A 13500-nucleotide genomic window follows, 5' to 3' on the forward strand; every position below is an offset into this window, starting at 1 on the left:
GAGAGATCCTTGCCCGAAAGAGGCGCACAGGTTGCCCGCAACCCTTGGCGCCGCGCAATATTCGCCGCCATGAACGATCCCGTGGAAAGCTTCTTCGCCCAGTGCCAGGCCGTGCTCGCCGGCGATGTTGCCCTGCTCGCCCGCCTGCAGGCGGCCGGCTTCGGCTGCCGGGCCGGCTACTGGGCCTTCCGCCTACCGCAGCTACACCTGTGGCTGGCGCCGCAGCTGGACTACCCGCGTTTGCGCCAGGCGCTCTACGCCAGCGAGCTGAACACGCGGCTTAAGGCGCTGGGCGGCGAGCTCGCCATCGCCGACAACCAGAGCAACAGCGATCTCAGTCTGTACTGCCTGCGCCGTCTTTCCTGAACAGGTGGCGCGTGGCCTCGGCGTAGAGTGCCGAGCCGGCGAAATCCTCCGCGCTCAACACCCGGCCGACCAGGATCAACGCGGTGCGGCGGAAGCCCTTCTCGGCTACTCGCGCCTCGATATCCGCCAGAGTGCCGCGCACCCAGTCTTGATCTGGCCAGCTGGCGCGATGCACCACGGCGATCGGGCAATCGGCGCCGTAATGCGGCAGCAGCTCCTCGACGATACGCGGCAGATGCTGCACGCCGAGGTGGATGGCCATAGTCGCGCGGTGGCTGGCCAGGGCGCCCAGCTCCTCCCCCGTCGGCATCGGTGAGTTGTGGCCGTAGCGGGTGAAGATCACCGTCTGCGCCACCTCAGGCAGGGTCAGCTCGGCTTCCAGCAACGCCGCGCAGGCTGCCGTGGCGGTGACGCCGGGGATGATCTCGAAGGGAATCCGCAGCGCGCGCAACTCGCGAATCTGCTCGCCGATGGCGCCGTACAACGACGGATCGCCGGAATGCACGCGGGCCACGTCCTGGCCCTTGGCATGGGCCTCGGCCAGCAGCGTGATGATCTGTGAGAGGTGCAGCTCGGCGGTGTTCACCAGCAGCTCGGCGCTATGGCCCTGCAGCACGGCCTCGGGTACCAGTGAGCCGGCGTAGAGAATCACCGGGCAGCTGCGGATCAGGCCCTGGCCTTTGACGGTGATCAGCTCAGGATCGCCGGGGCCGGCGCCGATGAAATAGACGGTCATAGTGTTATCCGATGTCAGGCGCGAGCAATGGCCAGGGTAGCAGCGGCGCTGCGCTGCTTGGGACAGATCAGGACGGCCGCACGACCGGAGCGCGCGCTGGCGCCGGCCAGGGCACTGGCCTCGGCCACGCTGGCGGAGCCGGTCAGCTCGCGCACAAGCTCCGAGCCTTCACTCAGTTGCGACTCGTAGGGCGCCAGTTGCTCGGCCGAGTAGAAGTCCAGCGGCAGGCCAAGGTCTGCCGCCAGCTGCAGCAGCCCTGCCTCGTCGCGTTTGTGTGCGCTGCTGGCCAGGCCATGCAGCGCGTCCAACGGCAGCGCGAACTGCACCAGGCTCTGTTGCAGTAGCTCGCGCAGCTCGGCCACCGTGCAACCGCGACGGCAGCCGAGACCAGCGATCAGCAGCGGATCAGGCGTCGCGCTGTTCGCCACGGGCGAAGAACCAGGCAGCGGCCAGGCCCAGGGCCGACCAGAACAGGGCGTTGGTCAGCAGCGAGGCGAGGATGAACTCGTGCTCCAGCGCCTCGGGCGCCAGGCTCTCGTGCACTTCCGGCTGCGGCGCGCCGATCAGGTGCGGCACGGCCAGCAGCACCAGGCCTACGCCACGCAGCGCCCAGTTGCGGCCGAAAGCGATCAGGCCCAGGCCGGCGGCGGTAGCGACGGCGGTGCCGATCCACCAGTACTGACGCAGCAGCAGATCGGCGGCGGCGGTGCCCGGCAGCTCCGGCGGCAGGCCAGCGGACGGCGCCAGGCTGAACACGGCGAAGCCGCCCAGGCCCCAGAGCAGGCCCTGCCAGGTCTGGCTCGGCGCACGCAGGGTGAACAGACCAGCCAGCATCAGGGCGAAGCCGACAGCCACCACCAGATTGCTCAGGCCGGTGGACAGGGTGCGCTGCCAGCCGTCTTCGGGAGCCCAGACCTCGCCATCGTGGCTATGGCCGGCAGCCTCCTCGTGTTCGTGCTCATGGGCAGCGACCGGCGCCTCATGGCTGTGCTCGGCAACCGGTTCGGCGGTTTCGAAGGTTTCCGCCTGCAGAATCAGCGGGGTGACCCACAGGCTCTGCAGCAGGGTCAGGACGATGGCGGCCAAGAGGCCTGCGAAGCCCGCAGTCTGGGCAATGCGCTTGATCATGGCAGGCGGTCTCAGTGGCAGGGGAAGGCGGCACTGTGGCGCGTGTCGTGGGCGGCGTTGTGCATCGCCTCGATGTGCGAGAAGCCGGCGAAGAAGATCAGCAGTGCGCCGAGCAGGCAGCTGCCGGCGGCGATGGCCAGGCGTTTGGACAGCGGGAGCGAAACGGAAGCGGAGGACGACAGCGTGCGGCTGGACATGATGAGCACCTTCCAGGGATTGGTATTCCGGTAGAAGGTCGCAGCGAGGAAATGACCCGCCCAGGGCCATCAACCGGCATGCGCCCGCCCACCGCGGGTTGCCAACGAGCCCGTTCAACGTCTGCTGCGCGTCGGCCCTGCTGGATGAACGGCAGGCCCTGGCTCACGAAGCGTCTAAGCGGGTTCTAACGAAGATTCAGGCCGGTCTCCGGGCTTGCGACGCCTTTGCAGGAACCGGGTCGGCCTTCCCATGCACGAGGCACAGTGGCATTGAGGACCCGTCGATCGCTTACCGTTGCGGGGGCAGCGCCGGACTCGCCCACTCCATGCATGGAAAAGGGCCCACCGGCTTCCCGTTTCACCTCGCGCACGGCGGCGAGAGGCACCTGAAACAGCTTTTCTAGAACATCACGAAGCCCGCTCCAGCGTCAACCGCGCGGTTGACCGCCCTTGGGGCACTGCGTAGCCTTGCAGCCTTTCCGAGGTTCTTCTTCGCCAGCCGAAGAAGCTAAGAGGGAACAGGGTCTTTCAAGCCCTGGCTGCCCCCGCAACTGTGAACGGACGAGATTCTTCGAAATGCCACTGCCCTGTAGGGCGGGAAGGCGAAGGATCAGGAGCCCCAAGGTTCCACGCCGTAAGCCAGGAGACCTGCCTCGCAAAAGTTTCGACAACCGGGCGGGGTGATCCGGTGGTGTTCGGCCCTCGCTCGTCCGCGCGTGCCCCGCCCTGCCCGTCCGTCCCTTTCACGACGCTTCCGGGGCTGCCATGCAATCGCTCGCCAAACTTCCCGTCACCATCGTCACCGGCTTTCTCGGTGCCGGTAAAACCACCCTGCTCCGTCACCTGCTGGCCAACGCCGGCGGACGCCGCATCGCGGTGATCGTCAACGAGTTCGGCGAGCTGGGCATCGACGGCGCCATCCTCAAGCAGTGCTCCATCGGCTGCACCGAGGAAGAGGCCAACGGCCGCGTCTATGAGCTGGCCAACGGCTGCCTGTGCTGCACCGTGCAGGAAGAGTTCTTCCCGGTGATGCGCGAGCTGGTGGCCCGTCGTAGCGAGCTCGACCACATCCTTATCGAGACCTCCGGCCTGGCCCTGCCCAAGCCGCTGGTGCAGGCCTTCAACTGGCCGGAAATCCGCACCGCCTGCACCGTGGATGCGGTGATCACCGTGGTCGACAGCCCGGCCGTGGCAGCCGGCACCTTCGCCGCCTTCCCCGAGCAGGTGGATGCCCAGCGCAAGCAGGACCCGAACCTCGACCACGAATCGCCGCTGCATGAGCTGTTCGCCGACCAGCTGGCCAGCGCCGACCTGGTGGTGCTGAACAAGACCGACCTGCTCGATGCCGACGCCCTGGCCGCCGTGCGCGCCGAGGTGGCCGAGGAGCTGCCGCCGGCGGTCAAGGTGATCGAGGCCCAGGGCGGCGAGCTGCCGTTGGACGTGCTGCTCGGCCTGAACTGCGAGACCGAGCTGCACATCGACGCCCGTCGCACCCACCACGACGAGGAAGACGAGGATCACGACCACGACGAGTTCGACTCCTTCGACGTGGTCCTGCCGGAGGCCGAGGAAGCCCGCCTGCTCGCCGCCCTCAAGGACGCCGTCGCCAAGCACGGCATCCTGCGCGTCAAGGGCTTCGCCGCCATCCCCGGCAAGGCCATGCGCCTGCTGGTACAAGGCGTCGGCCAGCGCTTCGACCGCCACTTCGACCGCGCCTGGGGTGCAGACGAAGCGCGGCAGAGCCGCCTGGTGCTGATCGGCCAGGAACTCGACCGCGCCGCCATCGAGGCGGAACTGCAGGCGGCGCTGGCGTGATAACCCATTTCCCTCACCCCAACCCTCTCCCGGGGGGAGAGGGAGTAGGAGCGGCGCGCGCTCTCAAGCTTCGCGCGTTTCTGCTCCCCTCTCCCCCCGGGAGAGGGGCCGGGGGTGAGGGTCTCCCCGGCAGCACGGAGCCCTAACCCATGCACCTGCTGCGCGCCCAGGCCGGCATCACCCTGCCGGCCGACAGCATCGCCGACCTCGGCCAGAGCCCAGCCGAGCTGGTGATCCTCTGCACCGGCGACTCGCATCTGTCGCTGCTGGCCGAAGTGGCGCGCGAGCTACCCGAGGACTTCCCCAGCCTGCGCCTGGCCAGCCCGGCGCAGCTGCCCAACCACGCTTCAGTGGACTTCTACGTCGAGCAAGTGCTGCGCCACGCCGAAGTCATTCTGATCTCGGTGCACGGCGGCGTCAGCTACTGGCGCTACGGCATCGAGCGCCTGGTCGAACTGGGCCGCCAGGGCACCAGGATCATCCTGGTGCCCGGCGACGACAGTCCCGATCCCGAGCTGACCACGCTGAGCAACGTGCCGAGCGAGGACAGCCAGCGCCTGTGGCAGTACCTGCGCCAGGGTGGCGCGGACAACGCGCGCCACTTGCTGCACTGCATCGCCAGCCGCTGGCTGCAGCGCGACTACCCGTGGAGCGAGCCGCGCGCCCTGCCGCGTACGCTGATCCACCACCCGCAGTATGGCGAGGCAACCCTCGAGCACTGGCGCGCCGACTGGCAGCCGGGCCGGCCGGTGACGGCGCTGCTGTTCTATCGCGCCCAGGTGCAGGCCGGGAACACCGCCTTCGTCGATACCTTCTGCCAGCGCCTGCAAGCCCAGGGCCTCAACCCGCTGCCGATTGCCGTGGCCAGCCTCAAGGAAGCCGAATGCCTGGCCCAGGTCGAGACCTGGATGGACGAAACCGAGTCGGCGGTGATCCTCAACACCACCGGCTTCGCCCAGTCCAACCCGGAATCGCCACAGGAACGGCCGTTCCGCCGCGACGTGCCGGTGCTGCAGGCGCTCTGCGCCCTGGACAGCGAGGAGCAGTGGCAGGCCAGTGCCCAGGGCCTGGGCCCGCGCGACCTGGCCATGCATATCGCCCTGCCCGAGCTGGACGGCCGCCTGATCACCCGGCCGATCAGCTTCAAGGGCGTGGCCGCACGCAGCGAGCGCAGCCAGAGCGATGTGGTGCGCTACCGCCCGCACCTGCCGGGTATGGACTTCGTCGCCGAGCTGGCCCTGCGCTGGACCCGGCTTGCGGCCAAGACCAACGCCGACAAGCGCGTCGCCCTGATCCTGGCCAACTACCCGACCCGCGACGGCCGCATCGGCAACGGCGTCGGCCTGGACACTCCGGCCGCCGCGCTGAATATCCTGCGCGCCTTGCAGCAACAGGGTTACCCGGTCGAAGGCCTGCCGCACGACGGCACCGCGCTGATCCACCAGTTGCTCGGCGGCGTGACCAACGACCTCGACAATCTCGACCTGCGTCCCTGCGCCCAGAGCCTGGCGCTGGACGACTACCGGCGCTGGTTCGCCAGCCTGCCCGCGGCCAACCAGCGCGCCGTGCTGGAGCGCTGGGGCCCGCCCGAGCAGGACCCGATGTACCGCAGCGGCCGCCTGATGATCGCCGGCCTGCGCTTCGGCCTGACCTTCGTCGGCATCCAGCCGGCGCGCGGCTATCAGCTGGACGCCGCGGCGGTGTACCACGACCCGGACCTGGTGCCGCCGCATGGCTATCTAGCCTTCTACTGCTGGTTGCGCACCGCGTTCGCCGTCGACGCGCTGATCCACGTCGGCAAGCACGGCAACCTGGAGTGGCTGCCGGGCAAGAGCGTCGGCCTGTCCGAGGCCTGCTGGCCGAGTGCGATCCTCGGCCCGCTGCCCAACCTCTACCCCTTTATCGTCAACGACCCCGGCGAGGGTGCCCAGGCCAAGCGCCGCACCCAGGCAGTGATCCTCGACCACCTGATGCCGCCGCTGACCCGTGCCGAAAGCTACGGCCCGCTGCGCGACCTGGAGCGCCTGGCCGACGAGTACTACGAGGCCAGCCAGCTCGACCCGCGCCGCGCCCTGGAGCTGCGCGGCGAGATCCAGCGCAAGGTGCGCGAGGCCAGCCTCGACCGCGAGCTGGGTCTGCAGGTCAACGACGATGCGGACAGCTGGCTGCCGCAGCTGGACGCCTACCTGTGCGACCTCAAGGAATCGCAGATCCGCGACGGCCTGCACTGCTTCGGCGAATCGCCGAGCGGGCGCCTGCGCCGCAACACTTTGCTGTCGCTGGTGCGCATCCCGCGTGGCAATGGTCACGGCCAGCACGCCAGCCTGCTGCGCGCGCTGGCCCAGGATCTGGCTCTGGACTTCGACCCGCTCGGCGGCGAGCCAGCCGAGCCGTGGCGCGGCCCGCGCCCAGATTGCCTGCAAGCACTCAGTGATGAGCCCTGGCGCAGCCGTGGCGATACCCGTGAGCGCCTGGAGCTGCTGGCCCTGCAACTGATCGAACAACCCGAATCCTCAGCTCCCGGCCCGGCCAGCGCCGAGGTACTGAACGAACTGCGCGACCATATCGCCCCAATGCTGGATAGCTGCGGCAGCGCCGAAATGAACGGCCTGCTGGCCGCCCTGCAGGGCCGTTTCGTGCCGCCGGGTCCGAGCGGCGCACCTAGCCGCGGGCGCCTGGACGTGCTGCCCACCGGGCGCAACTTCTATTCGGTGGACGTGCGCCACCTGCCCACGCCCACCGCCTGGCGTATCGGCGTGCAGAGCGCCGAGCGCCTGCTCGAACGCCACCTGCAGGACGAGGGCGAGCATCTGCAGCGCCTGGGCCTGTCGGTATGGGGCACGGCGACCATGCGCACCGGCGGCGACGACATCGCCCAGGCCCTGGCCCTGCTCGGCGTGCGCCCGGTGTGGCAACCCGGCAGCCAACGGGTCGAGCGCATCGAGGTGCTGCCGCTGGAGCAGCTCGGCCGCCCACGGGTGGACGTGACCCTGCGCGTTTCAGGCTTCTTCCGCGACGCCTTCGCCAACCTGATCCGCCTGTTCGATGCGGCCGTGCAGGCGGTGGCCGAGCTGGATGAGCCGGAAGACATGAACCCGCTGGCCGCGCGAGTCTGGCAGGAAACCCTGAGCCATCAGGACCAGGGGCTGGACCCGGTCGAGGCGCGCCGCCAGGCCGGCTGGCGCATCTTCGGCGCCAAGCCGGGGGCCTACGGCGCCGGCATCCAGAACGCCGTGGAAGAGCGCCTGTGGCAGACCCGCGCGGACCTGGCCGAGGTGTACCTGAACTGGGGCGGCTACGCCTACGGCCAGGGCGCCGAGGGCCTACCAGCCCGCGCGCAGTTCGCCGAACGCCTGCAGCAGCTACAGGCGGTGCTGCACAACCAGGACAACCGCGAACACGACATCCTCGATTCCAACGACTACTACCAGTTCCAGGGTGGCATGCTGGCGACGGTCGAGACCCTGCGCGGCGCCAAGGCCGCCAGCTACTTCGGTGACAGCAGCCAGCCGGACAACCCGCGCATCCGTACGCTCAAGGAAGAACTGAGCCGCGTGGTGCGCGCCCGCGCGGTGAATCCCAAATGGATCGCCGGAATGAAGCGCCACGGCTACAAGGGCGCCTTCGAACTGGCCGCCACGGTCGACTACCTGTTCGGCTTCGACGCCACCAGCGAGCTGGTCGACGACCACCAGTACGCCCTGTTGGCCGATGCCTACCTGCTGGACAAGGACACTCGCGACTTCATCCAGCAGCACAACCCCGGTGCGTTGCAGGACATGCTCGAACGCCTGCTGGAGGCCCAGCAGCGCGGCCTCTGGCAGGAGCCTGGCAAGTACCAGGCGGCGCTGGAAAACCTGCTGCTGGATGCGGAGGAGTCCTGATGCCCTCAGCGCCCCGCCCGCAGCCGCTCGGCCGCCTCGCGCAACATCGCCTCGGTACCGCTCCAGCCCAGGCAACCGTCGGTAATCGACACGCCGTAGCGCAGCTCGCTGGACAGCGCCTGGCAGCCGTCGAACAGATGACTCTCCAGCATCACCCCGCGCAGGCTGGCATCGCCGGCCAGGCGCTGGTCGAGCACGTCGCGCAACACCGCCGGCTGGCGCAGCGGGTCCTTGCCACTGTTGGCGTGGCTGCAGTCGACCATGATGCGCGCGGCGATGCCCTGCTTCTCCAGGCTCGCCCGCGCCACGGCCACGCTGGCCGCATCATGGTTTGGCCCACTATGACCACCGCGCAGCACCAGGTGGGTATCCGGGTTGCCATCGGTCTCGACCAGTGCCGAGCGGCCCAGGCCGTCCACACCGAAGTGCTGGTGCGGGTGCGCCGCCGAGCGCATGGCGTCGCAGGCAATCGACAGGCTGCCATCGGTACCGTTCTTGAAGCCCACCGGCACATCCAGGCCACTGACCAGCTCGCGGTGCACCTGCGACTCGCTGGTGCGCGCGCCGATGGCGGCCCAGCCCAGCAGGTCGTCGAAGTAGCCAGCCACCAGCGGCTGCAGCAACTCGGTGGCCACTGGCAGGCCACGTTCGAGCATGGCCAGCATCAGCCGGCGCGACAGTTCCAGGCCGCCGGCCATGTCGCCGCTGCCGTCCAGCTGCGGGTCGTAGACCAGGCCCTTCCAGCCGATGGTGGTGCGCGGCTTCTCGACGTAGGCGCGCATCACCAGCAGCAGCTGGTCGCTCACCTCGGGAACCAGTGCGGCCAAGCGGTCGGCGTATTCGAGGGCGGAAATCGGATCGTGCAGGGAACAGGGGCCGACGACGACCAGCAGGCGCGGATCGGAGCCGTCGAGCACGGCGCGGATGGCCTCGCGCTGGGTCTGTACCTGGCTGGCGAGAGCGGCGGACAGCGGCAGACGCTGGCGCAGATCGGTGGGGCTCGGCAGCGGCGTTGCGCGGCGGCGAGTGGTGGATGGCGGCACGGCTTGTGCGCGCAGAGCGGTAACGGAAGCATTCATGGCGGTGGTCCTCGCCCGGCGTGGTCTCATGCCACGCGCGGCGCGCTATCTGGGTGTTCGACTGGAATTTCGGTGGTGCGCGGCAGCGCTGCTAAATCGCCAGGCGGAGTTGCGGTAGCTGCGGTAATAGGCGGTGTAAGCGGTCATGTTTCGATCCTCTGTGTGCATCGTGTTGGCCTTGTGGGCCGAAAAAACAAAAACCCCGGTCGGGTGGCCGACCGGGGTTTCGTGAAACTGGCTGGTGGCGACCCTTTGCTCTGGGGCGCCTGTGGGGTATCAGGCGCGCCGCTGGCTAAACCAATACCCATAAAAGAAATAAGCGACGGCCTCGACCTGCGCGCGCACGCCTGCCACGCCGACAGCGGCGGAGCGAACGAGGCGGTTCAGGGAAGGACGAGATGACATGCTGATCTCCAAAACGATGGTTGCCACGCTAACCGATCGGCCCGCCCCCTTTCAACCTTTGATCTGAGGTAACGCCATGCAGCCCCATTTCCCCCTGGCCGCCGTGGTGGCCGCCGACGAGCTCAAGCTGGCGCTGTGCCTGGCCGCCATCGACCCAGCCCTGGGCGGCGTGCTGATCGAAGGCCCGCGCGGCATGGCCAAGTCCACCCTGGCGCGCGGCGTGGCCGACCTGCTCGACGGTGGGCGCTTCGTCACCCTGCCGCTGGGCGCCAGCGAGGAACGCATCGTCGGTACCCTCGACCTGGATGCCGCGCTCGGCGAGGGCCGCGTGCGCTTCTCCCCCGGCGTGCTGGCCAACGCCCACGGCGGCGTGCTCTACGTCGACGAGGTCAACCTGCTGCCCGACCACCTGGTCGACCTGCTGCTCGACGTCGCCGCCAGCGGCATCAACCACATCGAACGCGATGGCCTGTCGCACAGCCACCCGGCGCGCTTCGTACTGATCGGCACCATGAACCCCGAGGAAGGCGAACTGCGCCCGCAACTGCTCGACCGCTTCGGCCTCAAGGTCCAACTCGGCGGCACGCCCGAGCCGACCCAGCGCGCGGAAATTATCCGCCGCCGCCTGGCCTTCGACGACGCTCCCGAAGCCTTCCTCGCCCAGTGGCAGAGCGAGCAGGACGCCCTGCGCCAGCGCTGCATGGATGCCCGTCAGCGCTTGAGCACAATCGCCCTGGACGACGCCAGCCTGGACGACATCGCCCAGCGCTGCTTCGCCGCCGCCGTCGATGGCCTGCGCGCCGACCTGGTCTGGCTGCGCGGCGCCCGCGCCCACGCCGCCTGGCGCGGCGCCAGCCAGATCGAAGCGCAGGACATCGACGCCCTGGAGCCCTTCGTCCTCGCCCATCGCCGCCGTGAACACACGCCACCGGCCGCCAAGCAGCCGCCTGCGCCGAACCAGGCCCAGCAGCCGTCGCAACAGGAACAGGGCGAAGGCCAATGGGGCGCACTGCCGCCGCAGGCCGTGGCAGTCGGCGAACGGCGCGAGCCACCGGCCTGGCCAAAAAAGCCCTGAGCATCCGCCCGCGCCAGGCCCCAGGCGCGGATGCCCTACCCCTCCCCGGCCAGGCCCAAGGCGGACGCAGCGGCGCACGCGGCACCGGCACGCCCACGCGCATCGACTGGCCGGCGACCCTCGCCCACGGCCGCCCGCGTCGCCACGCCGACCTGCACTGGCATGCCCGCCGCCTGCGCCCCGGAGAGCTGTGGCTGGTCATCGTCGACGCCTCGGCCAGCACTCGTCGACATGGCGCCCTGGCCCAAGCCAAGGGCCTGCTCACCGAGCTGTTCGCCAGCGCCTACCGCCAGCGCGCGCGCCTGGCCGTGCTCGAAGCCGGCGGCGCCCAGCCACGCTGGCTATGGCAGGGGCAGAAGACGTCACCTGAACTGCGCGCCTGGCTGCAGCAGCTCGGCGCCGGCGGCGGCACCCCGATCATCGAGGCCCTGCAACTGGCCACACCCTGGCTGTTGCGCCGCCAGCGCCACAAACCCGGCGAACAGCAGCGCCTGCTGCTGCTCACCGACGGCCGCCTGCGCGACTGGCCGCGGCTTACCGCGCTACCCTGCCCCGGCCTGCTGCTGGACATCGAGCGCGCGCCCATCCGCCTCGGCCGCGCCCGCCAGCTAGCCAGCGAGCTGGACGCCGACTACCACCATATCGACGAACTGGCGCCCGCAAGCCGCGCGCCCACCTGGAACAGACCATGAAAGAACTGCTGCTGGTCGGCATCGGCGCCGGCGACCCTGACTACATCACCCAACAGGCGATCAAGGCCCTGCGCCGCAGCGATGTGATCTTCCTGATGGACAAGGGCCCGGCCAAACACAAGCTCAACGCCCTGCGCCGGGAAATCTGCGAGCGCTTCCTGGACGGCCACAGCCCGCGCTTCGCCGAAGGCCTGCAACCGGAACGCGAACGCGACGCCGTCGACTACCGCGCCAGCGTGGACGAGCTGAACCGCGACAAGCAGGCGGTGTTCGAGCAACTGATCGACGAGCAGATGAGCGACGGAGAAGTCGCCGCCTTCATGGTCTGGGGCGACCCCTCGCTGTACGACAGCAGCATCCGCATCATCGAGTCCATCGCTGCCACGCGCAGCGATCTCAGCTATGACGTGATCCCCGGAATCACCAGCCTGCAGGCCCTCACCGCCCGCCACCGCGTACCGCTGAACCAGATCGGCCGCGCCGTGGAAATCACCACCGGCCGCCTGCTGGCCGAGGGCTGGCCGCAGGGCGTGGACAGCGTGGCGGTGATGCTCGATGCCAAGGACACCTACCTACGGTTTGTTGGGCAGGGGCTGCATATCTATTGGGGGGCGTATGTGGGGACGGCGGATGAGATTTTGATTGCTGGGGCGTTGGATGAGGTGGCGGAGAGGATTGCCGCGACGCGCATGGAGGCGCGGGAGAGGAATGGGTGGATTATGGATAGCTACTTGTTGAGGAAGAGCGGATCGGCCTAGGCGTGATCCAGCTCAAGCAGGCTGTTTGAAACGTCGTCCATCAGAACCCATGACCAATAGCTACTTTCATGGATGACCGCTACAGGCCATAAGCTGTCGACCAGAAAGACCAGATAGCGCAAATGCTGATGCTCTCAGGGCCGGATCAAGCGCTCGCTCGAACAAGCCCTTAGCATCATCTAACCGGTCAACCAGAAACAGCTACCGATCCCCCTCCTCAAGATCAAGCATCCGGTTATCACCAAAGCGAGGGTGAAGGCGATTCAGTTTGCTGATGAAGTCGGAGTAGTCATTAGAGAGCTTCATTGCAGTGACTACCGAAGCTAAGTGCTCACGCAGACGTGGATGCCCCACTTCCTGAGTCAGGCGGCGGTGCAGATGCTTTTTCTTCTCGTCTTTAGCCGCCTGCTTCTTCAGTTCCTCTAGCAACCCCGGCGCCAAGCGCTCGTAGACGATATCGTTCGTAAGCAGACCAAAGTACTGAGGGCGGAACTTCGGATTCTCTGGCGGGTACTTCAAGCCACGGAGGCGGAAGAGCTCCTCGTAGTACTCGGCAGGAAAAGCACGGACATATGGCTGGAGCTCTTTGGCAACGAAAGCCTCCAGAATTTGGGCCAGTGCATCTTTAGCCCGATCCTTCTGGTAGCCGGTTGCTTCATCCACCAGGGCGATGATGCCTACACGTGCAAAACCACGAACAAGTATTTCCGCTTGGGCAGCAATATGCTCTTGCTGATAGTGCAGCTTTCCTGCCTGTCTAGCAGCTAATACAGCATCGCAAATGTCGGCCAGAACAGTGGCTGGATATCCGAAAGCAGGTGTGCCACCGCCAGGCGAAACAAAACGAATCGGATTATTGATCGTCACCTCTAAGTCATTAGAAATAAAAGAAGAAACGCCTTTACTACCAGCAAATACCGCCAAGCGATCAGCACCAGTCGCGGAGCCGCCAGATTTCATTCCTAATCCTGCAATAAGCCCCCTTTGGGAAAGGACACGAGTTCCGTCGTCAAGCACGTAGCATGGGATCTCGATATCACCAATTTTAAGTGGATGCTCCGTCGACCCATGAGTAGCCCGAGGGAGCTTGGCAATTTCTGCCTTCGCCAGAGCTGCTTTGCGGGCATTCTCTTTACGCTGCTCAGGCGTTAATGCGGCCTGACGTGCTGCGCCTCCCTTGGCGCGACCGGTGGGTTTCTTGCTGGACTCATCACTCATGGCGCAGTACTCGCTTCGTCTTGGTGCTAGCAATATAGATTAATGCTAGCAACATGCAAGCAAAAAACACGCAAGCTCGCAAAATCACACATATCGGCTGAGAGGACGTTCTCCAAATCAGCCTCATGCAACAAAATTGAGACAAAT

At 67.3% G+C, this 13500-nt stretch carries 12 protein-coding genes and 2 riboswitches; of the genes, 6 read left to right on the forward strand and 6 right to left on the reverse strand.

From position 1 onward, the window contains the following. Positions 1 to 69: 69 nt before the first annotated feature. On the forward strand, positions 70 to 366 hold the full coding sequence (locus OH686_RS04930) for a hypothetical protein (RefSeq protein WP_289536532.1): 297 nt from the start codon (positions 70 to 72) through the stop codon (positions 364 to 366). Here OH686_RS04930 and cobM read toward each other — a convergent pair. From cobM to OH686_RS04950, 4 genes are read right to left on the reverse strand one after another with little or no spacing between them, the layout of a single operon-like run. After that, positions 335 to 1102, reverse strand: coding sequence for a precorrin-4 C(11)-methyltransferase (cobM, locus tag OH686_RS04935; protein WP_289536533.1), 768 nt, complete (start codon positions 1100 to 1102; stop codon positions 335 to 337). The two genes, OH686_RS04930 and cobM, sit on opposite strands and share 32 nt — an antisense overlap. A gap of 14 nt (positions 1103 to 1116) precedes the next feature. Beyond that, positions 1117 to 1530 (reverse strand): cobalamin biosynthesis protein, encoded by a 414-nt coding sequence (locus OH686_RS04940; RefSeq protein ID WP_289536535.1) that lies wholly within the window; start codon positions 1528 to 1530, stop codon positions 1117 to 1119. Continuing rightward, positions 1508 to 2230: a CbtA family protein gene (locus tag OH686_RS04945; RefSeq protein ID WP_289536536.1), complete on the reverse strand. Its 723-nt coding sequence runs from the start codon at positions 2228 to 2230 to the stop codon at positions 1508 to 1510. Before OH686_RS04945 ends, OH686_RS04940 begins: the two co-directional genes overlap by 23 nt. 11 nt (positions 2231 to 2241) lie before the next feature. Next, entirely contained in the window at positions 2242 to 2427 is a 186-nt protein-coding gene (locus OH686_RS04950; protein WP_225580665.1) for a CbtB domain-containing protein, read from the reverse strand. A gap of 182 nt (positions 2428 to 2609) precedes the next feature. Continuing rightward, positions 2610 to 2832, reverse strand: a riboswitch (cobalamin riboswitch). Positions 2833 to 2892: 60 nt separating this feature from the next. Continuing rightward, positions 2893 to 3097, forward strand: a riboswitch (cobalamin riboswitch). A gap of 95 nt (positions 3098 to 3192) precedes the next feature. Between OH686_RS04950 and cobW the strand changes: the two genes are divergently transcribed. Then, positions 3193 to 4242 carry a cobalamin biosynthesis protein CobW gene (gene cobW / locus OH686_RS04955; protein WP_289536539.1) on the forward strand — a complete coding sequence of 350 codons (1050 nt, stop codon included), beginning with the start codon at positions 3193 to 3195 and terminating at the stop codon, positions 4240 to 4242. A 149-nt stretch (positions 4243 to 4391) separates the two neighbouring features. Further along, positions 4392 to 8126, forward strand: coding sequence for a cobaltochelatase subunit CobN (cobN, locus tag OH686_RS04960; protein ID WP_289536541.1), 3735 nt, complete (start codon positions 4392 to 4394; stop codon positions 8124 to 8126). Between the two features lie 5 nt (positions 8127 to 8131). Here the strand turns inward: cobN and OH686_RS04965 are convergent, their stop codons facing one another. Beyond that, complete coding sequence (locus OH686_RS04965) at positions 8132 to 9205, reverse strand: 3-deoxy-7-phosphoheptulonate synthase (RefSeq protein ID WP_289536542.1); 1074 nt, start codon at positions 9203 to 9205, stop codon at positions 8132 to 8134. A gap of 481 nt (positions 9206 to 9686) precedes the next feature. On the opposite strand from OH686_RS04965, the gene OH686_RS04970 reads away from it, so the two are divergent. The 3 genes from OH686_RS04970 to cobF are packed head-to-tail and all read left to right on the forward strand — an operon-like array spanning position 9687 to position 12135. After that, positions 9687 to 10685, forward strand: coding sequence for a magnesium chelatase ATPase subunit I (locus tag OH686_RS04970; protein WP_289536543.1), 999 nt, complete (start codon positions 9687 to 9689; stop codon positions 10683 to 10685). Next, on the forward strand, positions 10610 to 11377 hold the full coding sequence (locus OH686_RS04975; RefSeq protein ID WP_289536545.1) for a vWA domain-containing protein: 768 nt from the start codon (positions 10610 to 10612) through the stop codon (positions 11375 to 11377). Before OH686_RS04970 ends, OH686_RS04975 begins: the two co-directional genes overlap by 76 nt. Then, entirely contained in the window at positions 11374 to 12135 is a 762-nt protein-coding gene (gene cobF / locus OH686_RS04980; RefSeq protein WP_289536546.1) for a precorrin-6A synthase (deacetylating), read from the forward strand. The genes OH686_RS04975 and cobF overlap by 4 nt, the downstream gene beginning before the upstream one ends. A 201-nt stretch (positions 12136 to 12336) precedes the next feature. Here the strand turns inward: cobF and OH686_RS04985 are convergent, their stop codons facing one another. Continuing rightward, positions 12337 to 13353 carry a P63C domain-containing protein gene (locus tag OH686_RS04985; RefSeq protein ID WP_289536547.1) on the reverse strand — a complete coding sequence of 339 codons (1017 nt, stop codon included), beginning with the start codon at positions 13351 to 13353 and terminating at the stop codon, positions 12337 to 12339. Positions 13354 to 13500 lie beyond the last annotated feature (147 nt).

This window comes from Pseudomonas sp. SO81, assembly GCF_030374125.1.
GTDB lineage: Bacteria > Pseudomonadota > Gammaproteobacteria > Pseudomonadales > Pseudomonadaceae > Aquipseudomonas.

What these genes read in the sequence shown, in the direction of transcription:
- OH686_RS04950 (WP_225580665.1), bottom strand. Translation starts at nt 2,427, where the DNA reads ATGTCCAGCCGCACGCTGTCGTCCTCCGCTTCCGTTTCGCTCCCGCTG.
- cobM (WP_289536533.1), bottom strand. Translation starts at nt 1,102, where the DNA reads ATGACCGTCTATTTCATCGGCGCCGGCCCCGGCGATCCTGAGCTGATC.
- OH686_RS04970 (WP_289536543.1), top strand. Translation starts at nt 9,687, where the DNA reads ATGCAGCCCCATTTCCCCCTGGCCGCCGTGGTGGCCGCCGACGAGCTC.
- cobW (WP_289536539.1), top strand. Translation starts at nt 3,193, where the DNA reads ATGCAATCGCTCGCCAAACTTCCCGTCACCATCGTCACCGGCTTTCTC.
- OH686_RS04965 (WP_289536542.1), bottom strand. Translation starts at nt 9,205, where the DNA reads ATGAATGCTTCCGTTACCGCTCTGCGCGCACAAGCCGTGCCGCCATCC.
- OH686_RS04945 (WP_289536536.1), bottom strand. Translation starts at nt 2,230, where the DNA reads ATGATCAAGCGCATTGCCCAGACTGCGGGCTTCGCAGGCCTCTTGGCC.
- OH686_RS04930 (WP_289536532.1), top strand. Translation starts at nt 70, where the DNA reads ATGAACGATCCCGTGGAAAGCTTCTTCGCCCAGTGCCAGGCCGTGCTC.
- OH686_RS04985 (WP_289536547.1), bottom strand. Translation starts at nt 13,353, where the DNA reads ATGAGTGATGAGTCCAGCAAGAAACCCACCGGTCGCGCCAAGGGAGGC.
- cobN (WP_289536541.1), top strand. Translation starts at nt 4,392, where the DNA reads ATGCACCTGCTGCGCGCCCAGGCCGGCATCACCCTGCCGGCCGACAGC.
- cobF (WP_289536546.1), top strand. Translation starts at nt 11,374, where the DNA reads ATGAAAGAACTGCTGCTGGTCGGCATCGGCGCCGGCGACCCTGACTAC.
- OH686_RS04975 (WP_289536545.1), top strand. Translation starts at nt 10,610, where the DNA reads ATGGGGCGCACTGCCGCCGCAGGCCGTGGCAGTCGGCGAACGGCGCGA.